Origin of the sequence: Duganella sp. FT27W (genome assembly GCF_009295655.1) — a bacterium.
Taxonomy (GTDB): domain Bacteria; phylum Pseudomonadota; class Gammaproteobacteria; order Burkholderiales; family Burkholderiaceae_D; genus Rugamonas; species Rugamonas zoogloeoides.
In genome coordinates this window covers 433,618-456,185 of record NZ_WHIV01000003.1, presented here as the reverse complement: position 1 = coordinate 456,185, position 22,568 = coordinate 433,618, and the positions used below count along the sequence as shown (strand labels likewise).

Below are 22,568 nucleotides of genomic sequence, written 5' to 3'. Positions count from 1 at the left end.
CTTAGCCACGCTCCGTCTCCCGCAACGCCGGGATGACGGAGCCCCGGCCCCCCGATTCAAGGAGACACCCCATGCTGATCATCCAATTCACCAACGAACAAGGCGCGCGCCAAATCGGCGTGCTGGAACAGGACACCGTTCGCATCATCGACGGCTACACCACCACCTACGCCCTGGCGCAGGACGCGATCCGTAAATCGGTCGGCCTGGCCGCCCTGGCCGACAAGTCCATCGGCACCAACACCGCGTCGTTCGCGGCGATTGCCGCCGACGGCCGCCTGCTGGCGCCACTCGATCACACCGACGACGCCCACACCTACGTCACCGGCACCGGCCTGACCCACCTGGGCAGCGCCGACACCCGCGACGCCATGCACAAAAAAATCGGCGGCGACGTCGAGACTTTGAGCGACTCCATGAAGATGTTCCGCATGGGCGTCGAAGGCGGCAAACCTGCGGCCGGCGAGGCTGGCGTGCAGCCGGAATGGTTCTACAAGGGCGACGGTTCGATCGTGGCTGCCAGCGGCAAGGACCTGGCCATGCCGGACTTCGCGCTCGACGGCGGCGAGGAGCCGGAGGTGGCAGGCCTGTACGTGATCGGCGACGACGGCCAGCCGTACCGCGTCGGTTTCGCGATCGGCAACGAGTTCTCGGACCACGTGACCGAGCGCCAGAACTACCTGTACCTGGCCCACTCCAAGCTGCGCGTATGCGGCCTGGGCCCGGCCCTGCTGGTCGGCGCAGCGCCGGCGCACATCGAAGGCACCTCGCGCATCTATGATGTTGACGGCAAGGTACGCTGGGAAAAGGCGTTCTTCAGCGGCGAGCAGAATATGTCGCATACCATCGCCAACCTGGAGCACCACCACTTCAAGTACCCGCTGTTCAACCGCGCGGGCGATGTGCACATCCACTTCTTCGGCACCGCCACCCTGAGCGTGGCCGACAACATCGTGGTCAAGGAAGGCGAAACCTTCGAGATCGATGCGCCGCAATTTGGCCCGGCACTGCGCAACAAGCTGGCCGTGTACAAAACCGAAGTCGCGAAAGTGAAAGCCTTATGATCGATACCAGCATTCTCACCGGCGAAGCACTGATCGCGGGCCAGGCCGTCAAAGGCACGGGCGCCTCCCTGCGCGCCTGGGACCCGGCAGCGGGCAAGCTGCTCGAAACCGAATTCTTTGCGGTCGATAACCAGCAAATCGACGCCGCCTGCCGCGCGGCCGAAGCTGCATTCGACACCTTCCGCTCCATCAGCGACGAGCAACGCGCAGTGTTCCTGGAAACCGTGGGCGAACAGATCGTCGCCCTCGGCGACACCCTGGTCGAACGCGTGATGGCCGAAACCGGCCTGCCGCGCGCCCGCGTGGAAGGTGAGCGCGGTCGCACCGTCGGTCAACTGAAGCTGTTCGCCAACCTGCTGCGCGAAGGCTCGTGGAACGATGTGCGCATCGATGCCGCGCTGCCCGACCGGGCACCGCCGCGCCCCGACCTGCGCCTGCGCATGATCGGCCTCGGTCCGGTGGCGGTTTTCTCGGCCAGTAATTTCCCGCTGGCGTTCTCGGTGGCCGGTGGCGATACCGCCTCCGCCTTTGCTGCCGGTTGCCCGGTCGTGTTGCGCGGCCACTTCGCCCATCCCGGCACGTCCGAGCTGGTGGGCCGTGCAGTGGCCAAGGCTGTAGAAATTTGCGGTTTGCCGGGCGGCGTGTTCTCGCTGCTCACCGGCGCCGACAATGCCATCGGCCAGGAGCTGGTGCGTCATCCTGCGATCAAGGCGGTGGGCTTTACCGGTTCGCGCGGCGGTGGCATGGCGTTGATGGCGGTGGCTGCCGCCCGCCCGGTACCGATTCCCGTGTATGCGGAAATGAGCTCGATCAATCCGGTGTTCCTGCTGCCGGCCGCACTGGCCAACCGCGCCGAAGAAATCGCGGCCGGTTTCGCCGGTTCGTTGACGCTGGGCGTGGGCCAGATGTGCACCAACCCCGGCCTGGTGCTGGCGTTGGCCGGTCCCGAACTCGATCGCTTCACCACGACTGCTTCGCAGGCGCTGGCTGGTGGCGCGGCAGTGACCATGCTGTCGCCCGGTATCGCCGGTAACTTCCAGCGCGGCGTGGCCCAGTTGAAGGATCAGCCCAATGTCTCGACCGTGGCGCTGGCGCCGCAGGAAGAAGGCAAAGGCGCCCCGGCGCTGTTCGTTACCACCGGCGCGGCCTTCCTGGCGCAGCATGCGCTGGGCGAGGAGATCTTCGGACCGGCATCGCTGGTCGTGGCGTGCAAGGACGTTGCCGAACTGTTGCTGGTAACTGAAAACCTGGAAGGCCAGTTGACCGCCACCCTGCAACTGGACGACGCCGACCTCGAGGCCGCGCGCGCACTGCTGCCGGTACTGGAGCGTAAAGTGGGCCGCATCCTGGCCAACGGTTTCCCGACCGGGGTGGAAGTGGCCAGCGCCATGGTGCATGGCGGTCCGTTCCCGTCCACCTCGGACGGCCGCAGCACGTCGGTGGGCACCGGCGCCATCGTGCGCTTCCTGCGCCCGGTGTCGTATCAGAACCTGCCGCAGGCGCTGCTGCCGGAAGTATTGCGCGATACCGGCACCGCAGCCTGGCGCCGCCGCGACGGTGAGCTGACCCGCAATTAAGTCGTTGTACGGCGCGAGCCCTGCGCAGACGGGGCCGCGCTGATCCTTCAGGAGACTGCATGACCCAGTTGGCCAAGTTCCCCAGCTTGCGCGGCAAGCGCGTATTCATTACCGGCGGTGGCAGCGGTATCGGCGAGGCGATGGTGATCTCGTTTGCCGAGCAGGGCGCCAAGGTAGCTTTCGTCGATATCGCCCGCGACCCCAGCCTGGCCCTGTGCCGGCGCGTGAAGGAAGCCGGCTATCCCGAGCCGCTGTTCCGCCTGTGCGACATCACCGACATCGCCGCGCTGAAGGCCACGATGGCCGAGCTGACTGGCGCCATCGGCAACTTCGACATCCTCGTCAACAACGCCGCCAACGATCAGCGCCACGACACGCAAGACGTCACGGTCGAATACTGGGACCAGCGCATCGCCATCAACCAGCGCCCGATGTTCTTCACCTGCCAGGCCGTGTTCGACGGCATGAAGGAGAAGGGGGCCGGCGCCATCATCAATGTCGGTTCGATCTCGTGGCACGTCAAGAACGCCGGTTATCCCGTCTATGCCACCGCCAAGGCGGCCACCCATGGCCTCACGCGCGGCCTGGCCCGCGAATTCGGCGCCCACGGCATCCGCGTCAATACCGTCACGCCGGGCTGGGTGATGACCCAGCGCCAGATCGACCTGTGGTTAGACGACGCCGGCGAGCAGGATATCAAGCGCAACCAGTGTTTGCCCACCAAGCTGCTGCCGCAACATATCGCCTCCATGGTGCTGTTCCTGGCCGCCGACGACGGCGCCATGTGCACGGCGCAGGAATTCATCGTCGATGGAGGCTGGGTTTAGCCGTTGAGTTTAGTAGTTGAGTTTAGTATTGACTCAAGCAGTACCGCAGTACCCGCAGCACCGTTCGCCGCCCCGGAGACGAGCGCCCAGCATGAGGCGCCTGGGCCACATAACCCTAAAAAATGGTATGAACAATGGTGAAGAACTTCATTTCCGCACTCGCGGTTGGCGTGATTGCCACGCCTGGCGCAATGGCCCTCAGCCCGGTCTACGATCCGGCAAAAATGCCGCTGTCGAGCCCCGATTCCCGCATCCAGGTCAGTGTCCATGCCACTCCCGGTGAGCCACTCAGCTATTCCGTCAGGCGTGATGGCAAACCGGTGCTGCTGCCTTCAGAACTTGGCCTGCAAATGCAGGGCGCTGACTTGTCCGGTGCGCTCGCCGTGGTTGGCGCAAACAGTGGCAAGACCGTCGCCAGCAGATATCGCATGGCGGTCGGCAAGAAGCGCGACATCAGCTACCGCGCCAACGAGAGAACCTGGACCGTGCAGAACGCACAAAACCAGAAAATGGACATCGTGTTCCGCGTTTCGAACGACGGCGTGGCCTTCCGCTACGTCGTTGCCGAACCGTCGCTGCCACGCAAACAATTGATCCAGGAGCGGACCACGTTCGCCTTCCCCGGCACCGCCAGGGCGTGGCTGCAACCGATGTCGGTCGCGCAGACCGGGTGGGAACGCACCAATCCCTCGTACGAAGAACACTACAAGATGGACATCGCCGTGGGCACTGCCTCTCCATCGCCGGCCGGCTGGGTATTCCCGGCGCTGTTCAAGACCGACGAGACCTGGCTGGCGCTGTCGGAGGCAGGCATGGACGGCACCTACCAGGCTTCGCGCCTGGCGCCGGAGTCGAAGAACGGCGTGTACAGCATCGGCAATCCGATGCCGGCCGAGGCTTACGGCGGCAAAGGCTTGCTGGCCGACGTCGAGGGCACATTGACCACGCCGTGGCGGCTGATCGCGCTTGGTTCGCTGGCCACGGTGACCGATTCCACGCTGGGCACCGACCTGGCTGCGCCCGCGATCAGGTTCGACGAGAAGCTGGTCAAGCCGGGCCACGCGTCGTGGAGCTGGGCGCTACTCAAGGACGATTCGATCGTCTACGATGTGCAGAAAAAATTCATCGACTATGCGGCCGACATGAAGTGGGACTACACCCTGATCGACGTGAACTGGGATACCCGCATCGGTTACGACAAGATCCGCGAGCTGGCCGAGTACGGCGCCAGGAAAGACGTGGGCCTGATCCTCTGGTACAACTCGTCCGGTCCCTGGAACGGCACCAAGTACACGCCCAAGGACAAGCTGCTCACCCGCGAGCAGCGCACAGCGGAGTTCAAGCGCATCCGCGACCTGGGCGTCAAGGGCGTGAAGATCGACTTCTTCAACGGCGACTCGCAGGCGATGATGGCGTATTACGTCGATATCCTCAACGACGCGGCGGCTGCCGGCCTGCTGGTGAATTTCCACGGTTCGACCATCCCGCGCGGCTGGCACCGCACCTGGCCCAACCTGATGACGATGGAATCGGTGAAGGGTTTCGAGTTCACCAGCTTCGAGCAGAAGGATGAAGACGCGATGCCCACCCACGTGGCCATGCTGCCGTTCACCCGCAACCTGTTCGACCCGATGGATTTCACGCCGATGGTGTTCGGCGACATCCCCAACATCAAGCGCACCACCAGCAACGGTTTTGAACTGGCCACGTCGGTGCTTATGCTCTCCGGTATACAGCACTTTGCCGAACGTCCGGAAGGCATGGCCACCGCGCCGGCATACGTCAAAGACTTCCTGCGCGAACTGCCGCGCAGCTGGGACGACAGCCGCTATGTCGATGGCTATCCGGGCCAGTACGCGGTGATCGCCCGCCGCGCCGGCGACACCTGGTACATCGCCGGCATCAACGCCACCGAGTCCGACAAGACGCTCACGCTCGACCTGTCGTTTGCCGGCAGCGGTGCGGCGCAGATCATCGCCGACGGCGAAGCCGTCACCGGCAACCCCGCCAGTTTCAGCCAGCGCAGCATTGCCGCCGGCACGAAAGCAGTAGTGACCATCAAGCCGCGTGGCGGCTTCGTGATAACAAAAAAACAGTAACCAGGAGACCAGAATGAATCATATCAAGAATGCCGTAGCCACCCTGTGCCTGATCGCCGCCGGCGGTTATGCGTACGCCGCGCCAGTGACCGTCACCATCGACACGTCGAAACCTGGCCCGGTAATCAACAAGAATGTCTACGGCCAGTTCGCCGAACACCTGGGCACCGGCATCTACGAAGGCATGTACGTCGGCCCGAAATCGAAGATCCCGAATACCCGTGGCTGGCGCAACGACGTCATCGGCGCGCTCAAGGAAATGCACGTACCGCTGGTGCGCTGGCCGGGCGGCTGCTTTGCCGACGAATACCACTGGCGCGACGGCATCGGCGCGCGCGAGAAACGCCCGGTCAAGGTCAACACCAACTGGGGCGGCGTGGAAGAATCGAACGCGGTGGGCACCCACGAGTTCTTCGACCTGGCCGAGCAACTGGGCGCCGACACCTACGTGAACGGCAACCTGGGCACAGGCACGGCGCAGGAGATGTCGGAATGGGTGGAGTACATGACCTCCGACAGCAAATCGACGCTGGCCGAACTGCGCCGCAAGAATGGCCGCGACAAGCCATTCAAGGTGGACTTTTTCGCCATCGGTAACGAGGCCTGGGGCTGCGGCGGCAACATGACGCCGCGCTACTACACGGACTTGTACAAGCAGACCGAAACCTTCCTGCGCGCGCCGAAGCACCTGCGTCCGCAAATCATCGCCAGCGGCGGCAACGACTACGACACCACCTGGACCGACATGATCAGCCGCGAGGCCAAGAAGCAGACCTACGGCATCAGCTTCCACTACTACACCATCCCGACGGGCAAGTGGGAAGTGAAGGGCGCGGCCACCGGCTTCAAGGAAGACGAATGGTTCTCCACGCTGTCGAACACGCTCAAAATCGACGGCATGATCAAGAAGAATGTCGAAGTCCTGGACCGCAACGACCCGGAGAAAAAAGTCGGCTTCCTGGTGGACGAGTGGGGCACCTGGTATGACGTCGAAAAGGGCACCAACGCCGGCTTCCTGTACCAGCAAAACACGCTGCGCGACGCAGTAGTGGCAGCGCTGAACTTCAACATCTTCCACGACCACGCCGACCGCGTGCGCATGACCAATATCGCGCAGATGGTCAACGTGCTGCAGGCGATGATCCTGACCGACAAGGACAAGATGCTGCTCACGCCAACGTACCACGCGTACCATATGTACGTGCCGTTCCAGGACGCGACGTCGCTGCCACTCACGCTCAAGGACAATCCGCAGTACTCGTACAACGGCAGCAGCATCCCTGAAATCAGCGCCTCTGCCGCGCGCGCCAAGGACGGCAAGCTGTACCTGGCACTGGTGAACACCAACCCGAACAAGGATGCCGAAGTGGCGGTGGATGTGCCGGGCGTGACCATCAAGTCGGTCAAGGGACGCGTGCTGACCGCGCCGGCCATCGACACCCATAACACCTTCCAGGCGCCGGACACCATCAAGCCTGCGCCATTTAGCGCCAACGCGGGCGCGGACGGCAAACTGACGATCAAGATCCCGTCGAAAGCGGTGATCGTGGTGGCAGTGGAGTAAGCCATGGAAGACTTCATGCTCTCGCGCCGCAAGGCGATCGCCGGCGGCGTGGCGCTGCTGCTGGCCGGCTGCGGTGGTGGCGACGGGGGAAGCAATCCCGTCACCGCCACGCCGACGCCAACGCCAACGCCAACGCCAACGCCAACGCCAACGCCAACGCCAACGCCAACGCCGACACCGACGCCCACCACGATCGCCTTCACGGAAGCATCGGTGCACGATCCGTCCGTGATCCGGGTCGATGGCACGTACTACGTGTTCGGCTCGCACCTGGCTGCCGCCAAGTCCACCGACTTGATGAACTGGACCAAGATCGCCGACGGCGTGGACGCGGCCAACCCGCTGTTTGGCAACGTCCTCACGGCGCTGGCTCCCACCTTCGCCTGGTCGCAGGTGAACGGCCTGTGGGCGGCGGACGTGGCGCGCCTGGGCGACGGCAAGTTCTATTTCTACTACAACTCGTGCAAGGGCGATTCGCCGCGGTCCGCCATGGGCGTGGCCGTGGCGGACAAGGTGGAAGGTCCGTACGTGGACAAGGGCATGTTCCTGCGCTCCGGCATGTGGGACCAGGTCAGCGAGGACGGCGTCAATATCTATAACGCGCTGACCATGCCCAACGTGGTGGACCCGCAGACCTTCTTCGACAAGGACAGCAACCTGTGGATGATCTACGGCTCGTACTCGGGCGGCATCTTCATCCTGAAAATGGACAAGATCACCGGCAAGCCTGTGGCAGGCCAGGGGTACGGCAAGCACCTGATGGGCGGTAATCACAGCCGCATCGAAGGCGCCTATGTGCTCTACAGCCCAGAGTCGAAGTTCTACTACCTGTTTACGTCCTTTGGCGGCCTGGATGCCAGCGGCGCGTACAACATGCGGGTGGCGCGGTCGCTCAACCCGGACGGTCCGTACGTCGATGCCAAGGGCAACGACATGGCCATGGTGAAATCCGATCCGGCCAAGCCGCTGTTCGACGACGCGACTATCGCGCCGTTCGGCCAGAAGATCATGGGCAACCACCAGTTCGCGCTGGCGGCGGGGGAAAGCGGCCCGGCGCTTGGCTACGTCTCGCCGGGCCACAACTCGGCCTATTACGACACTGCCACCGGCCAGTACTTCCTGATCTTCCACACGCGCTTCCCCGGGACCGGGGACCTGCACCAGATCCGCGTGCACCAGATGTTCATCAACGCCGACGGCTGGCTGGTGGTGGCGCCGTTCCGCTACGCGCCGCTCAGCAAGAACGCGACGCCGTTGTCGGCGGTGGTCACTGCGGCGGATGCTGCCGGCAGCTACAAGATGATCAACCACGGCAAGGATATTTCGGCGGCCATCAAGCCGTCGCAAAATATCCAGCTGGCGTCCGGCGGTGCGGTGACCGGTGCGGCGACCGGCACCTGGACCCATGATGGCGACAACCGCATCACGCTGGTGCTGGGTACGCTCGGTACGTTCAAGGGCGTGCTGTCGCGCCAGTGGAATACCAACGCCAGTGCGTTCGTGGTGACGTGGACGGCGCAGTCGGTCGATGGAGTGTCGATCTGGGGTGCGCGCACGGGCAGTTAAATCAAGACCCGCCATTGCTGTTGTCCGGTAATGGCGGGGGCTTTCAGTCAAAGGCATTACATGAAGTCTCTCATCTCCTCCATCATTCTCGCTGCTGCCACCGTGGCGGCACTCCCGTCCACCGCCAAGGAAGTCAGCGTCCACGATCCCGTGATGGCCAAGGAAGGGGATACGTATTACGTGTTCTCCACCGGCCCCGGCATCACTTTCTACAGTTCGAAGGACATGAAGAACTGGAAGCCGGAAGGACGCGTGTTCGCCGGCCAGCCCACGTGGGCCAAGCGCGCCGCACCGACGTTCGACGACCATATCTGGGCGCCGGACATCCAGCACCATAATGGCAAATACTATTTATATTATTCCGTCTCCGGTTTCGGCAAGAATACGTCCGGCATGGGTGTTACCGTCAACAAGACGCTCGATCCGCGTTCGCCCGACTACCGCTGGGAAGACCAGGGCATGGTGCTGCAATCGGTGCCGGTGCGCGACGACTGGAACGCCATCGACCCGAATGTGATCGAAGACGAAAACGGTGATGCGTGGATGTCGTTCGGTTCGTTCTGGAGCGGCCTGAAACTGGTCAAGCTCAACCGGGAGTGGACCGGCCTGGCCGAGCCGCAGGAGTGGCACGCGATCGCCGCCCGGCCGCGCAGCGACAAGGTGGCCGGCGAGTCCGCGGGGCCTGCCGAAATCGAGGCGCCGTACATCTTCAAGAAAAACGGTTATTACTACCTGTTCGCCTCCTTCGGCCTGTGCTGCAAAAAGGCCGACAGCACCTACCGCCTGGTGGTGGGACGCTCGAAGTCGGTCAAGGGCCCGTACCTGGACAAGCAGGGCGTGGACATGGTCAAGGGCGGCGGCTCGCTCCTGATCGCCGGCGACAAGGACTGGAAGGGCCTCGGCCACAACAGTGCCTACACCTTCGACGGCAAGGACTACCTGGTGCTGCACGCGTACGAGACAGCCGATAACTATCTGCAAAAGCTGAAGATCATGGAAATGAAATGGGACAAAAATGGCTGGCCCACCGTGGACCAGGCTGACCTGAACAACTACCGCAGCGTGCAGCTGCCCGCCAAATGAAATACCAGCTTCGCCTGCTGGCCGCCGCAGCCCTGATCGCGGTATCGAGCGTTGTCCATGCGGCGCCCCTGAAACTGTTCCCGCTGCAGGACGTGCGCCTGGGCGCCAGTCCGTTCCTGGAAGCGCAGCAGACCGACCTCCATTACATGATGGAGATGGAACCGGACCGCCTGCTGGCGCCGTTCCTGCGCGAGGCGGGTCTGCCATTGAAAAAGCCGACGTACGGCAACTGGGAGTCCACCGGCCTCGATGGTCATATGGGCGGCCATTACCTGTCGGCGCTGGCGCTGATGTACGCATCTACCGGCGATGCGGAAGTCAAGCAGCGGCTCGACTACTTCGTGGCGGAGCTCAAGCGCTGCCAGGAAAAGAACGGCAACGGCTATATCGGCGGCATCCCCGAGGGCAGCGCCGTGTGGCAGGCCATCGCCCGTGGTGAAATGAAAGCCGATAACTTCTCGGTCAACGGCAAATGGGTCCCGTGGTACAACCTGCACAAGGTGTACGCGGGCCTGCGCGATTCCTACAAATATGCCGGCAACGAGGATGCGCGCGCCATGCTGGTCGCGCTCTCAGACTGGGCGCTGGCACTGAGCTCGCACCTGACCGATGAGCAGATGCAGAACATGCTGCGCGCGGAGCACGGCGGCATGAACGAAGTGCTGGCCGACGTGGCCGAGATGACGGGGCAGAAAAAGTATATGGACCTGGCGGTGCGATTCTCGCACCAGGCCATCCTGCGCCCGCTCGAAGAAAAACAGGACAAGCTGACCGGCCTGCACGCCAACACGCAAATCCCGAAAGTGATCGGCTTCAAGCGCATCGGCGACATGACGGGCCGGCGCGACTGGCAGCAGGCCGCGCAGTTCTTCTGGCAGACGGTACATGATCACCGCACGGTGGCCATTGGCGGCAACAGCGTCAAGGAGCACTTCCACGACTCCAACGATTTTACGTCGATGATCGACGAGGTGGAGGGGCCGGAGACCTGCAATACGTACAATATGCTCAAGCTCACCGAGATGCTGTTCCTCGGCGACGCGAAAGGTTCGTACACCGACTACTACGAGCGTGCGCTGTACAACCACATCCTGTCGTCGCAGCGGCCCGATACCGGTGGCTTCGTGTATTTCACGCCGATGCGGCCCAACCACTACCGCGTGTATTCGCAGGTGGATAAGGGCATGTGGTGCTGCGTGGGTTCGGGCATCGAGAGCCACGCCAAGTACGGTGAATTCATCTATGCCCACGGCAAGGATGCGCTGTACGTGAACCTGTTCATCCCGTCCACGCTCAAGTGGAAGGAGAAGAACCTCACCATCACCCAGACCAACCAGTTCCCGGACCAGGACAGCAGCACGATTACCGTGACCGGCAACGGCAAATTCACGATGAAGATCCGCTACCCATCGTGGGTGGCGCGCGGCGCCATGCAGGTGACGGTCAACGGCAAGGCGGTTGCCGCCAAGCCTGGCGCAGACAGCTATGTCAGCGTCGAGCGTACCTGGAAGAGCGGCGACAAGGTGGAGGTCAGGCTGCCGATGACCACCTGGCTCGAACAGATGCCGGACAAGTCGAACTACTACGCCGTGCTGCACGGCCCCATCGTGCTGGCCGCGAAAACCGCGCCGATCGCCAATGAAAAACTCAGCTTCCTGGCCGACGATACGCGCATGGGCCATATCGCTTCCGGTCCGATGTGCCCGCTGGAGTCGGCGCCCACGCTGGTGAGCGACACCAAGGACTTCATGGATCGCTTCAAGCCGGTGCCGGGCCGTCCCCTTACGTTTACCGCGCCGGGACTGGTGCAAGGTAAGGACGTGGGCAGCGTGGTCTTCATGCCGTTCTTCCGCCTGCACGATGCGCGCTACGTGATGTACTGGCCGTACTCCACGCCGGCCAACCTGCAGGCGATGCAGGCCAGGGCGGCCGAAGGGGAGAAGGAGCGGCTGGCCTTGAATGCGCTCACCATCGACCAGGTGGCGCCGGGCGAGCAGCAGCCCGAATCCGACCACTTCTTCAAGTCCGACGGCGGCGAGGCGGGGATCAACCAGGGCAAGCACTGGCGCCACGCGACCGGCTGGTTCAGCTACGACCTCACCGACAGGAAGGGCGAGGCGAGTGCGCTGCGCCTGACCTATGCCAGGGGCGATGCCGGCCGCAAGTTCGACATCGTCGTCAACGGCCAGTTGCTGGCGGAAGTGACGCTGGACGATCAGGCCGCGCAGCCGTTCTACACGGTTGACTATGCGTTGCCGCCGGCGCTGGTGGCAGCGGCGAAGGGCAAGCTGGTGGTGAAGTTCGTGGCCAAGCCGGGGTCGATCGCTGGCGGCTTGTACGGGCTGCGGCTGCTCCGGCTATATCCGAAATGATATCGAACAAGCGCAAAATGTGATTGGATAGATATTTCCCCAGCCCTTAGTATTTGCTCGATAAATACGAGCTATCCATACGAGCCATTCGGAGACTTAGGAGTTGTACATGAAACTGAAGAAAATTGCCGCCATCATTGCTGCCGGCGTGGCGTTCGCCGCCGCCAACGTGGCCACCGTGGCGCATGCCGCCAATCCGCTGTTCCCTAAAATTTTCACCGCCGATCCGGCCGCCTTCGTGGAAGACGGCGTGGCCTACCTGTACGTGGGCCGCGACGAAGCCACGCTCAAGGACAAGGATTACGTGATGAAGGAGTGGCGCCTGTACTCGAGCTGCGACATGAAGAACTGGACCGACCGCGGCGTGCCGCTCAAGCCGTCCGCCTTCAAGTGGGCTATCGGTAAGGTGGATGCCTGGGCCTCGGACATCGTCAAGCGCGATGGCAAATACTACTTCTATTCCACCGTCGATCACGCCACCATTCCCGGCCGCGCCATCGGCGTTGCCGTAGCCGACAAGCCGGAAGGTCCGTTTGTCGATGTGCGCGGTTCGGCGCTGGTCACCAACGACATGACCAAGGAGTCGCCGATTTTCTGGGACGATATCGACCCGGGCGTATTCGTCGATGACGACGGCCAGGCTTACCTGTACTGGGGTAACACGGTGCTGAAATACGCCAAGCTGAAAAAGAACATGATGGAGCTCGCCGGCCCGATCGTCACCGTGGGCATGGACCGCTTCACCGAGGCGCCGTATCTGCACAAGCGCAATGGCATCTACTACCTGTCGTACTCGCGCGAGTATCCGGAAGAAACCGCGTATATGACCGGCCCGAGCCCCACCGGCCCGTGGACGTATCGCGGCGTGATCATGTCGAAGAATAAAATCGTCAAGACCATCCACCACGCGTTCATCGAATTCAACGGCAAGTCGTACATCGTGTACCACAACGACAAGCTGCCCGGCGGTGGCGAGTTCCGCCGTTCGGTGGCGGTGGAAGAGTTTACCTACAACGCCGACGGCACCATCCCGTACATCAAGCAGACCAAGGAAGGCCCCGCAGCCAACCCCAGCCCTGCTTGCGGCAAGTAAGCGAGTGATATCGAAACAAACGGTGTTGACTAAAAATCTATACCGTTTGTGATATCATTTTCCTATGGAAACAAACCCAAACTGGTTTTTACGTGCACGGCTCAAGACGCGGCAGCTGCTGCTCCTGATCGCGCTCGACGAACAGCGCAATATCCATCGCGCCTCTGAAGAGTTGCACATGACGCAGCCGGCCGCCTCCAAGCAATTGAAGGATCTTGAAGAGATGCTGGGCGTGCAGCTGTTCGACCGCCTACCGCGCGGCATGGAGCCGACCATCTACGGCGAGACGATGATACGTCACGCCCGCATGGCGCTCACCAGCCTGTCGCTGGCGCACGAGGATATCGTTGCCATCAAGGCAGGCCTGGCCGGCCAGGTCGATATCGGCACCATCATGACGCCGGGGATCGCGCTGCTGCCGCAGGCGATCACGCGCACCAAGCAGGCCGCGCCGCGCCTGCGCATCGGCGTGGAGATGGAGCAGTCCAACGTGCTGCTCGAGCAGTTGCAGCGCGGCCGCCTCGATTTCATGATTGGCCGCATACCCGAGCGCCAGAGTGCCCAGGGCTTGAGTTACGAAGAGCTGGGCGATGAGCCGGCATGCGCGGTGGTGCGTCCCGGCCATCCGCTGCTGGCAGCGCGGAACCTGCAACTGCGCGACATCTCGTCGCAGCCGTGGATCCTGCCGCCGCAAGGCAGCATCCTGCGCGCGCGCTGCGAACTGATGTTCCGCCGCGCCGGGCTGGAAGTGCCATTCAACGTGATCGATACCACGGCAGTGCTGATGATCAAGCCGCTGTTGCAGCAGACCGACGCGCTGAACGTGATGCCGGTGGCGGTGGCGCAATACTACGAATCGCAGGGCGTGTTGAACATTCTGCCGATCGAGCTGCCGTGCCGGATGGACGCCTACGGCATCATCATGGTCGATGGTCACCTGATGTCGCCGGGGGCGGAGCTGTTGTTGCGGTACGTGCGCGAGGTGGCGCGCGAAATTTATTAAGCGCTGCCGCCTAGCCGAAGCTGGCGAACGTATCGAGCAGCACCTTGGCCCGGAACGGCTTCACGATCACCCGGCTGATATCGCGGCTGCGCAATTCCTGCAGCAGCGCTGCCGTCGGATGGTCCACCATCACCGCGATCGGGATCGTCGCGCGGCTGGCCGACATGCCGCCGCGTACCCGGTCGAGCAGCGTGAAATTGTGGGCGGCGCCGCCAAAGGCGCCGCATTCGAGCGAAATCACCGCACCCTGGAAACTGCGTTCGCGCAGCAGTTTTTCGGCCGCTTCGGCGCTTGCCGCCTCGTGCACCGTACCCATGCCCAGCGAGCGCGCCGTCATCGACACGGTCTTGCGCAGCAACGGCTGTTCTTCCACCAGCAGCATGTCGATCGGATTGCGTGGACGTTCAGGCATGGTCATTTCCTCCCGATAGTTCCTCTTGCAGCAGGTCGCGCAGGCTGGCCAGGATCGCCAGTTCGGTGGTATCCAGGGTGCGCGGCTCGTGGTCGATCAGGCACAGCGTACCGATGGCGTGGCCCGATGGCTCAAGCAGCGGCGCGCCCGCATAGAAAATCACGCGCGGCTCGCCAGTGACGACCGGATTGTCGGCAAAGCGCGGATCCTGGCGGGCGTCGGGTATCACGAAGATATCGGGCTGCACGATGGCGTGGCCGCAGAACGAGATGTCGCGCTGGGTCTCGCAGGCGTCGATCCCCACGCGGGCCTTGAACCACTGGCGGTTTTCATCGACCAGCGACAGCAGCGCGATCGGCACGCCGAATTCTTCGGCCGCGAAGCGCACGATCCTGTCGTAGCGCTCTTCCGGTGGCGTATCGAGGATCAGCAGCGCGCGCAGCGCAGCCAGGCGTTCCTTGTCGTTGGCGGGTATCGGTGCTGCAAGCATGGTCGGTCGGGGCGCGGCGGCCAGATAGTCATTTTCGGTAAACTTTACCACTACCACGATACAAATGGCACACACCATCGGCAAGCACATGGCTGGCGAAATCTGCGCTCCCGGTCTCCGGTGCGATTGCCCGGCCGGCGCGGCTCTGGCACACTGGCCGGCATATCAATCATGGTCGCGGGGACGTATGCGTAACAAGCGGTGGTGGAAATGGCCGGGGCGGGTGCTGCTGGCCGTGATGGGCCTGGTGCTGCTGGCGGTGGCCGGTGGCTGGTTGTACCTGCGCGCCAGCCTGCCCGCGTTGGACGGCATGCGGACGGTGCCCGGTTTGCAAGGCACGGTCAGCGTGGCGCGCGACCAGCATGGCGTGCCTGTCATCAGCGGTGAGAGCCGGCTCGATGTGGCGTATGCCACCGGCTTCGTGCACGCCCAGGAGCGCTACTTCCAGATGGACCTGCTGCGCCGGGTGGCGGCCGGCGAGCTGTCCGAGCTGTTCGGACAGCGCGCGCTGCCCACCGACCAGGCCCACCGACTGCACCGCCTGCGCGCCCGCGCCGACCTGGCGCTGGCCGCGCTGCCGGCCGGCGACCAGCAACTGCTGGCGCGCTACACCGACGGCGTCAACGCCGGCCTGGATGCGCTCGGCGCCAGGCCGTTCGAGTATGTGCTCACCGGCGCCGCACCGCGTCCGTGGCGCGCCGCCGATTCGCTGCTGGTGATCTGGGCCATGTATTTCGACTTGCAGGGCAACCAGCTGCCGCGTGAGCTGGCGCGCGGCTGGCTGCGCGACCACACCGATGATGCCCAGCGCGCTTTCCTGGCGCCGTCATTTACGCCATGGGATGCGCCGCTCGACGCTGCCACCGTCACCGGCGACGAAGCGCCGATACCCGCCACCGCGCCCGCATGGTGGGGCCGTCCGCGCGCACAAGGCTTGCAGACGCCGCGCCGCCTTGCTTTGGCCGATCCTTCGGTCGTCCCCGCGACGGCGCCGCGAGCCGAACCTTCCATCGCCCTGGTCCCGACCTTAGCCGAATCGTCCACCGCCTCGCTCGTACCATTCGCTCAACCGTCCACGGCCTGGCTCAACACCATCGGCAGCAACAACTGGGCGGTGGCCGGCAGTCGCAGCGACAGCGGCGCGGCCATTGTCGCCAACGATATGCACCTCGGCCTGCAACTGCCGGTGATCTGGTACCGCGCCGCCTTGCAGTTCGCCGATGGCAAGGGTGGCCAGCGCCGCGTGGTGGGCGTGACATTGCCAGGCGCGCCGGTGGTCGTTGTCGGCAGCAACGGCCAGGTGGCATGGGGCTTTACCAACAGTTATGGCGACTACCTGGACCTAGTCGAAGTCGATGCCGACTCGGCCCATCCGGGGCAGGTGCGCACCCCGGCTGGCCTGGAGACTCCGGTGGTCCACCACGAAACCATCATCGTCAAGGGACACGCAAGTCACACCTTGACAGTGCGCGATACCTCGTTCGGGCCGCTGCGCGAGGCTGGCGGCAAAACCTACGCGGTGCGCTGGACCGCGCACCAGCCGGGCGCTGTCAATGTCCGTGCGCATTTGCTCGAAAGCGTAGCGACGGTGGAACAGGCGTTGGCGCTGGCCCCCACGCTCGGCATCCCGGCGCAGAACATGGTGGCTGGCGACAGCGGCGGCCATATCGGCTGGACCATCGCCGGCCGCATTCCACGCCGCGCGATCAACGCGCTGAATGCCACGGACGCCAGCTATCCGCTGCGCGCCGACGACCCTGCCGCCGCCTGGCAGGGCTGGCTGGGGGCGGACGACTATCCGAGGTTGATCGACCCGGCCGGAGGCCAGCTGTTTACCGCCAACAGCCGCCAGTTGAATGGCGCCGGCGCGGCGTTGCTGGGCGACGGTGGTTACGACCTCGGTGCGCGTTCGCGCCAGGTGCGCGACGGCTTGACCGCGCTGGGGCCGGGCACCGGAGTGAAGCAAGTGTACGCGGTGGCGCTCGACGACCGCGCGCTGTTCCTGGCGCCGTGGCGCGACCGGGCCATGGCCGCGCTGGATGCGCAAGCGGTGGCCGGCCAGCCGCTGCGCGCCGAAGCGCTGGCGCTGCTGCGGTCCACCTGGACCGGCCGTGCCAGCGTCGATTCGGTGGCATACCGTCTCACGCGCGGCTACATGTATGCGCTGTACGACATCTTGTACGGCGGGGCCGACCAGCAGTTGTCCGCCCTCGATCCCAAGGCCGGCATGGCGGCAGCCAGCGCGCGCTGGCCGGTGGTAGTGGCGCGCCTGCTCGATGCGCAACCGCCGGCCTGGCTGCCGCCGGGTCACGCCAGCTGGCACGCGGTGCAACTGGCAGCGCTGGACCGCGTGATCGCCGATCTGACGCAGGACGGCCGGCGCCTGGCCGACGCCACCTGGGGCCAGCGCAACACCGCCGCCAGCGCGCATCCGATGGCCGCATCGATACCGGTGCTGGGGCGCTATCTGAAAGTGGCGCCCGACATGCTGGCCGGCGACCAGCACATGCCGCGCGTGGCGGGCCCGACTTTTGGCGCGTCCGAGCGGCTGACGGTGGCGCCGGGGCGCGAAGAAGAGGGCCTGTTCAACATGCCGGGCGGCCAGAGCGGTCATCCGCTGTCGCCATACTTTCTCGAAGGCCGCGACGACTGGGTGGCGGGACGGGCCACGCCGCTTCTGCCCGGGCCGCCTGTCCACACGCTGCATTTCAGCAGACCTTGATCCAGATCTAATCAGGCTCACGCAGGCGGAACCGCGCCGCCCCGATGGAACTCCAAGCATGATAACCAGGAGTTCCCCCATGCTGAAAATTGCACTCATCAGTTCGTACGCGTCGCCGCTGGCCGTTAGTGGCAGCGTCGATTGCGACAGCCTCGGCTTCTACGTCGGCCAACTCGGTTCGGAGCTGGGCGCGCTCGGCTGCCAGGTCGATATCTTCACCCGCCGCGACCGTATCGAACAGCCCCAGGTCCATTTTTGGCGGCCCAATGTGCGCATCATCCACGTGCCGGCCGGTCCGCCCGGCGTGTTCGGACGCGAACCCCTGCAACCTTATATCGAGCAGTTCGGGCGTTTCATGGTGGGCTTTGCGCGGCGCCAGCGCGGCGGTTACGACATCGCCCACGCCTGCGACCTGCGGTCCGGTTGCGCGGCGCAGCAGTTGCGGCGCACGCTGGGCGTGCCGTATGTGGTCACGCTGCACGCGCCGCCGGCGCAGCAGGGCAGCGCGGCGGCGGTCGCCTTGCAACAGCAACTACTGAAAGATGCCGACAGCGTTCTGGTGCTGTGCCGCCGGCAGCGCGATGCACTGCAAGGCGTGTCGGGCGGGCGCCACACCCGTATCGACATCGTGCCCTGCGGCTTCGACCCTGCGCTGTTCTGGCCGGTGCGGCTGCGCGCGCGTGTCGTGCTGGGGCTGCCAACCGATGCTTTTCTGGTGCTGCACGTGGGGCGGCTGGGGCCCGGGCATGACATCGATACGGCTATCGAGGGCATTGCGCAACTGGCTGGCCAGCACGCGGTGACGGCGCGGCTGCTGGTGCTCGGCGCGGCTGTGCCGGACGAGGGTGGCCATCTGGCGCGCCCGCTCGATGCATTGCTGTCGCACCAGCCATGCGAGACGCCGCAGTCAACCCGGTCGCAGCAGTCATCCACATCGCAGTCGCTCGATCAGTCGCACCCATCGGTCCAGTCGCACCAGTTATCGCATCTGGGCGAGTTTAATCGCCTGCGCGACCTGGCAATCCGGCTTGATGTCGAGGTTGCTTTCCTGGGGCCGCAGCCGGCTTCCGCGCTACGCCACTGGTATAGCGCGGCGGATGTTTGCATCGCCACGTCGTGTTACAACGCTTTTGGTGCGGCGGTGCTGGCGGCCATGGCGTGCGCCACGCCGGTGGTCGGCTGCATCGACGGCGCGGTGGTCGATGGTGAAACCGGCTATCTGATTGCGCCGCGCGATCCGGCAGCGCTGGCCGACCGGCTGGCTAGCCTGCACGCCAACCCGGTGCAGGCGCGCAGTTTCGGCGTGCAGGGCTGGCGCCGCGCCCATCGCCACTACACCTGGCGCAGCGTGGCGCAGCGCCTCACGGCAGTCTATGCGCAGGTGCTGGCCGGCGTGGCCGCCGACGTCGCTGCTGACGGTGCCTGCGAACTTGCCGGCAAGGTAGCCAGCAAGGTGGGCGCCAGCGCCTCGCTGGCCTGAGCGGGGGCTTGGACATGGCTCGTATCCCGCTCTGCCCGGCGCACTTTGCCCAGCCCGAACAAGGGCCGCAGCACCGCCACCCGCCGCACCAGCTCGAACACGGCAAAGCTGATGGTCACGGTCAGGATCACCAACACCGCGCCTTCCACGGCCGGCGCCAGCCTGACCGGCTTGAACCAGTGTGCCATGCTCACGATCAGGGTCTGGTGCAGGATATATACAGGGAATACGGCTTCGGTCAGGTAGCGGCGCGGGGCGCTGTCGGCGGTCACGTGGCGGTGGGCGTAACCGCACACGGTCAGGATTGCCACCCACTGGTTCAGGCTATAGATTGCGCCCATCACCGGGCGCCACGGCGCCACGGCCGGGCTGTGCATCAGTTCGTGCGGCATGGTGTAGCACACCACCAGGATGGCCCAGCTGCCCAGCCACATGCCCAGCGAGGTCCAGCGCATGCGATCGGCTTCCTGCCACACGCGGCGCTGGCTGGCCAGCAGCGCGCCCAGCACGAACAAGTAAAAGTACTGCGCATGGTTGTACCAGTCGCCAGCCAGGGCATGGGTGCTGGGGTAGCTTGCGGAAAGCGTCAAGCGGGCCACTACCAGTACGATCACCGGCAGCAGCACCAGCTTCCAGCCGGCCAGCACGCGGCCTGCCAGGTTCGACAGCGCCGCCAGGCGTTTGCCCGCCATCCAGGCCAGCGCGCCGAACACCATCGTGTACACCCACAGGTAGGCCACGAACCACAGGTGATTCCAGGTCGGCATGGCCAGGCAATCGTCGCCCCGGCAAAAGCCGTCGTAGCTGGTCATGTACAGTTTGAGGAAGTCGCCGTAACCGCCCTGGTAGGCTACTTTTTCCACCACCTCGAAGTACGCTTGCGGCGGCACGATCACCAGCATGCCGAAGGCAAGCGGCACCAGCAGGCGCCAGCTGCGCTGCGCCATCAGTTTGCCGACGTGCAGTTTGCCCAGCATGAAGGCGGTGGCCACGCCCGAGATCATGAACAGCAAGCCCAGCCGCCACGGCGCAGACAGGATCATCAGCGGTTCGATGGCATGGCCGGCATCCGGACTTTTTACGTGCCAGTCCCAGCTGACGTAGTACATGCCGGTGTGGTAAAGGATCAGCACCAGGAAGGCGATGATGCGTATCCAGTCGAGAAAATACAGGCGTTGGTGGTTGTGCATGCTGGCTCCGTGGGGGATGCGTGGTTCGATGGAGCCAGCTTATGCGGCCGTCCGCTCAGGGTCCAGCGTCGTGGGGCGAACCGGGATGCCGGTGGGGCGAGTTGGAATTATTGGAGCTGCCAGGTGCGCCAGGGACGTCGCCTGACACCGTGCCCGCTTGCAGCCGCGCCACCACCTCGTTGCGGAACTGGCGCGAGCACGGCACCCGGGCGCCGCCGCGCAACAGCAGTTCGCCGTCGCCCTTGTCCAGTGCTTCGATGCCGGCCACCCAGTCCAGCTGCACTGCGGCGCGGCGATGGCAGCGCACGAAGCGCGGGCCGAGCTTGTCGAGCAGGCCGGCCAGGGTCTGGCGCATCAGCGGCTGAGCATCGGCCATATGCAGCACCACGTAGTTGTCGGCCGTTTCGATCCACTGGATGTCTTGCACCCGCACCACGCGCATGCCGCCGCGTTCCGGTACCAGCAGTTGCGCAGGGACGGGCAGGGCCGTGTGTGGCGAAGCAGGGCATGGCGAAGAAAAAAGCGGCGCAAGCGCACCGTGCGGCAAGCGCGCGCGGGCGCGGTCCAGCGCACGCCGCAGCCGCTGCTGGTCGTAGGGTTTGAGCAGGTAGTCGATGGCGCTGGCGTCGAAGGCGCGGATGGCGTAGTCGTCGTAGGCAGTGACGAACACCACCAGCGGCGCCTGGACCGGCAGCGAGGCCGCCACGTCCAGGCCGTTTATTTCCGGCATCTGGATGTCGAGCAGCAGCAGGTCGGGCGCGAACGCCGGTAATTGTTCGAGCGCATCGACGCCATCGCGCGCTTCGCCGATGGCGGTAATGTCCGGCTCCTGCTCCAGCAGGCGCCGCAGCTTGTCGCGCGCCGGGCGCTCGTCGTCAACGATCAGGATCCGCATGGCAACCGCATTTCCGCCCGCACGCCGGCAGGCGCAAGCTGGATCAGGTTGAACGTCGCCCCGGCGCCGTACCCGGTCGCCAGGCGCTCGCGCAAATTGCGCACACCGATGCCGGTGTTGTCGCCAGCGTCACTCGCCGTCGCCAACCGCCCGCCATCATCCTCCACCCGCAGCACCAGCAATCCATCTTCGCGGTGCGCGGTGATGGCGATGACGGTTGGCTGGCGTCGCCGTTCCACCGTGTGCTTGAAGATGTTTTCCAGCAGCGGCTGCAGGCTCATCACCGGTACCGGACAGTTCAGCAGCGCTTCGTCGATCTGCCAGGCGATGCTGACGCGGTCGGAGAAGCGTTCGGCCATCAACGCCGCATAGCCGCGCAGCAGGCGCAGTTCGGTGGACAGTGGCACCTGGTGTTGCTCGCCCACGTCGAGCGTGGCGCGCAGCACGTCGGCCAGCTGGATCAGCATGGCGTCGGCGCGGTCCACGTCGGTATGCATCAGCGACGAGACGGTGTTGAGGGCGTTGAACAGGAAGTGCGGCTGCAGTTGCTGGGTGAGGCGCAGCAATTGCACTTCGCGCAGCGAGGCGTTCGCCCGTTCCAGTCTGAGCTTTTCGCTGAGCATGGCGTGGTACGACAGGATGCCGAAGGTAATCGTGGCAAAAATGAAAAAGAACACCGTCATCTTGACGTTCTCGTACAGCAGCACTTCGGGCCAGGCTTCGTGGGTATAAACATCGCCGGCCATGCGGTACAGCAGGTGGCGCATGCCGAAGGCAAGCGGCGTAAATGCCACCCAGTACACGGGCAGCCAGACCAGCTGGCGCGCGAACCAGCGCACCGGCGAGCCCACCAGGTCATCGTAGCGGGCGGTATAACGGCGTTGCAGATAAAGCAGCACGGTGACAGCCAGAAACGATGTCGCCTCCCACGAGATCGGCTTCCACAGCGCGCCGCCACCGTTGCGGATGAATTCCTGGATGGCAGTGGCCGTCATCAGGCTCCAGAACAGGAGCCAGGCGATGGCGAGGTTGAGCCTGGTGCGGCTATGGAATATGGAAGACATGGCGGCCATGATTGGTGATTCTTGTTACATTGTCAAATGGTAGCTTGTGGCTGAAATCGTTTTCAGA

At 64.4% G+C, this 22,568-nt stretch carries 17 protein-coding genes; 12 read left to right on the top strand and 5 right to left on the bottom strand.

From position 1 onward, the window contains the following. Nucleotides 1-71 precede the first annotated feature (71 nt). The 10 genes from araD1 to F8197_RS13795 all read left to right on the top strand — a co-directional run bounded on the left by araD1 (nt 72) and on the right by F8197_RS13795 (nt 14,248). Nucleotides 72-1,064, top strand: coding sequence for an AraD1 family protein (gene araD1, locus F8197_RS13840; RefSeq protein WP_152882336.1), 993 nt, complete (start codon nt 72-74; stop codon nt 1,062-1,064). Further along, complete coding sequence (locus tag F8197_RS13835) at nt 1,061-2,641, top strand: aldehyde dehydrogenase (NADP(+)) (RefSeq protein ID WP_152882335.1); 1,581 nt, start codon at nt 1,061-1,063, stop codon at nt 2,639-2,641. The genes araD1 and F8197_RS13835 overlap by 4 nt, the downstream gene beginning before the upstream one ends. A 59-nt stretch (nt 2,642-2,700) precedes the next feature. Beyond that, nucleotides 2,701-3,468, top strand: a complete 768-nt coding sequence (locus tag F8197_RS13830; RefSeq protein ID WP_152882334.1) for an SDR family NAD(P)-dependent oxidoreductase — start codon at nt 2,701-2,703, stop codon at nt 3,466-3,468. 134 nt (nt 3,469-3,602) lie between these two features. Further along, the gene (locus F8197_RS13825) at nt 3,603-5,567 is read left to right on the top strand and encodes a glycoside hydrolase family 97 protein (protein ID WP_152882333.1); all 1,965 of its coding nucleotides are present in this window, start codon (nt 3,603-3,605) and stop codon (nt 5,565-5,567) included. A 13-nt stretch (nt 5,568-5,580) separates the two neighbouring features. Beyond that, nucleotides 5,581-7,131 carry an alpha-N-arabinofuranosidase gene (locus F8197_RS13820; protein ID WP_152882332.1) on the top strand — a complete coding sequence of 517 codons (1,551 nt, stop codon included), beginning with the start codon at nt 5,581-5,583 and terminating at the stop codon, nt 7,129-7,131. A 3-nt stretch (nt 7,132-7,134) separates the two neighbouring features. After that, entirely contained in the window at nt 7,135-8,697 is a 1,563-nt protein-coding gene (locus F8197_RS13815; protein WP_152882331.1) for a glycoside hydrolase family 43 protein, read from the top strand. Nucleotides 8,698-8,757: 60 nt separating this feature from the next. Further along, the gene (locus F8197_RS13810; protein ID WP_152882330.1) at nt 8,758-9,780 is read left to right on the top strand and encodes an arabinan endo-1,5-alpha-L-arabinosidase; all 1,023 of its coding nucleotides are present in this window, start codon (nt 8,758-8,760) and stop codon (nt 9,778-9,780) included. Further along, nucleotides 9,777-12,152 (top strand): glycoside hydrolase family 127 protein, encoded by a 2,376-nt coding sequence (locus tag F8197_RS13805; protein ID WP_152882329.1) that lies wholly within the window; start codon nt 9,777-9,779, stop codon nt 12,150-12,152. The genes F8197_RS13810 and F8197_RS13805 overlap by 4 nt, the downstream gene beginning before the upstream one ends. 109 nt (nt 12,153-12,261) lie before the next feature. Further along, entirely contained in the window at nt 12,262-13,245 is a 984-nt protein-coding gene (locus F8197_RS13800) for a glycoside hydrolase family 43 protein (RefSeq protein ID WP_152882328.1), read from the top strand. Between the two features lie 64 nt (nt 13,246-13,309). Beyond that, nucleotides 13,310-14,248, top strand: coding sequence for a LysR family transcriptional regulator (locus F8197_RS13795; protein ID WP_019922415.1), 939 nt, complete (start codon nt 13,310-13,312; stop codon nt 14,246-14,248). Nucleotides 14,249-14,258: 10 nt separating this feature from the next. On the opposite strand, the gene F8197_RS13790 is transcribed toward F8197_RS13795, so the two are convergent. Both F8197_RS13790 and F8197_RS13785 read right to left on the bottom strand, forming a co-directional pair. Next, nucleotides 14,259-14,660 carry a response regulator gene (locus tag F8197_RS13790; protein ID WP_152882327.1) on the bottom strand — a complete coding sequence of 134 codons (402 nt, stop codon included), beginning with the start codon at nt 14,658-14,660 and terminating at the stop codon, nt 14,259-14,261. Then, nucleotides 14,653-15,150 (bottom strand): GAF domain-containing protein, encoded by a 498-nt coding sequence (locus F8197_RS13785; protein WP_152882326.1) that lies wholly within the window; start codon nt 15,148-15,150, stop codon nt 14,653-14,655. The genes F8197_RS13790 and F8197_RS13785 overlap by 8 nt, the downstream gene beginning before the upstream one ends. A 187-nt stretch (nt 15,151-15,337) precedes the next feature. Here F8197_RS13785 and F8197_RS13780 point away from each other — a divergent pair, with 187 nt between their 5' ends. Both F8197_RS13780 and F8197_RS13775 read left to right on the top strand, forming a co-directional pair. Then, the gene (locus F8197_RS13780; protein ID WP_152882325.1) at nt 15,338-17,872 is read left to right on the top strand and encodes a penicillin acylase family protein; all 2,535 of its coding nucleotides are present in this window, start codon (nt 15,338-15,340) and stop codon (nt 17,870-17,872) included. A 79-nt stretch (nt 17,873-17,951) separates the two neighbouring features. Next, a complete protein-coding gene (locus F8197_RS13775) occupies nt 17,952-19,352 on the top strand; it encodes a glycosyltransferase (protein WP_193333431.1) in 1,401 nt (466 codons plus the stop codon). On the opposite strand, the gene F8197_RS13770 is transcribed toward F8197_RS13775, so the two are convergent. From F8197_RS13770 to F8197_RS13760, 3 genes are read right to left on the bottom strand one after another with little or no spacing between them, the layout of a single operon-like run. After that, the gene (locus tag F8197_RS13770; protein WP_152882323.1) at nt 19,244-20,542 is read right to left on the bottom strand and encodes an acyltransferase family protein; all 1,299 of its coding nucleotides are present in this window, start codon (nt 20,540-20,542) and stop codon (nt 19,244-19,246) included. The genes F8197_RS13775 and F8197_RS13770 overlap by 109 nt on opposite strands. Before the next feature lie 55 nt (nt 20,543-20,597). Continuing rightward, nucleotides 20,598-21,437, bottom strand: coding sequence for a LytTR family DNA-binding domain-containing protein (locus F8197_RS13765; protein ID WP_152882322.1), 840 nt, complete (start codon nt 21,435-21,437; stop codon nt 20,598-20,600). Beyond that, complete coding sequence (locus tag F8197_RS13760; RefSeq protein WP_152882321.1) at nt 21,425-22,501, bottom strand: sensor histidine kinase; 1,077 nt, start codon at nt 22,499-22,501, stop codon at nt 21,425-21,427. The genes F8197_RS13765 and F8197_RS13760 overlap by 13 nt, the downstream gene beginning before the upstream one ends. Between the last annotated feature and the right edge of the window lie 67 nt (nt 22,502-22,568).

Excerpts from the sequence above, each read along its gene's own strand:
- F8197_RS13800 (WP_152882328.1), top strand. The coding sequence starts at position 12,262 with ATGAAACTGAAGAAAATTGCCGCCATCATTGCTGCCGGCGTGGCGTTC.
- F8197_RS13790 (WP_152882327.1), bottom strand. The coding sequence starts at position 14,660 with ATGCCTGAACGTCCACGCAATCCGATCGACATGCTGCTGGTGGAAGAA.
- F8197_RS13825 (WP_152882333.1), top strand. The coding sequence starts at position 3,603 with ATGGTGAAGAACTTCATTTCCGCACTCGCGGTTGGCGTGATTGCCACG.
- F8197_RS13765 (WP_152882322.1), bottom strand. The coding sequence starts at position 21,437 with ATGCGGATCCTGATCGTTGACGACGAGCGCCCGGCGCGCGACAAGCTG.
- F8197_RS13820 (WP_152882332.1), top strand. The coding sequence starts at position 5,581 with ATGAATCATATCAAGAATGCCGTAGCCACCCTGTGCCTGATCGCCGCC.
- F8197_RS13785 (WP_152882326.1), bottom strand. The coding sequence starts at position 15,150 with ATGCTTGCAGCACCGATACCCGCCAACGACAAGGAACGCCTGGCTGCG.
- F8197_RS13835 (WP_152882335.1), top strand. The coding sequence starts at position 1,061 with ATGATCGATACCAGCATTCTCACCGGCGAAGCACTGATCGCGGGCCAG.
- F8197_RS13780 (WP_152882325.1), top strand. The coding sequence starts at position 15,338 with ATGCGTAACAAGCGGTGGTGGAAATGGCCGGGGCGGGTGCTGCTGGCC.
- F8197_RS13770 (WP_152882323.1), bottom strand. The coding sequence starts at position 20,542 with ATGCACAACCACCAACGCCTGTATTTTCTCGACTGGATACGCATCATC.
- araD1 (WP_152882336.1), top strand. The coding sequence starts at position 72 with ATGCTGATCATCCAATTCACCAACGAACAAGGCGCGCGCCAAATCGGC.
- F8197_RS13795 (WP_019922415.1), top strand. The coding sequence starts at position 13,310 with ATGGAAACAAACCCAAACTGGTTTTTACGTGCACGGCTCAAGACGCGG.
- F8197_RS13760 (WP_152882321.1), bottom strand. The coding sequence starts at position 22,501 with ATGTCTTCCATATTCCATAGCCGCACCAGGCTCAACCTCGCCATCGCC.
- F8197_RS13815 (WP_152882331.1), top strand. The coding sequence starts at position 7,135 with ATGGAAGACTTCATGCTCTCGCGCCGCAAGGCGATCGCCGGCGGCGTG.
- F8197_RS13830 (WP_152882334.1), top strand. The coding sequence starts at position 2,701 with ATGACCCAGTTGGCCAAGTTCCCCAGCTTGCGCGGCAAGCGCGTATTC.
- F8197_RS13810 (WP_152882330.1), top strand. The coding sequence starts at position 8,758 with ATGAAGTCTCTCATCTCCTCCATCATTCTCGCTGCTGCCACCGTGGCG.
- F8197_RS13775 (WP_193333431.1), top strand. The coding sequence starts at position 17,952 with ATGCTGAAAATTGCACTCATCAGTTCGTACGCGTCGCCGCTGGCCGTT.
- F8197_RS13805 (WP_152882329.1), top strand. The coding sequence starts at position 9,777 with ATGAAATACCAGCTTCGCCTGCTGGCCGCCGCAGCCCTGATCGCGGTA.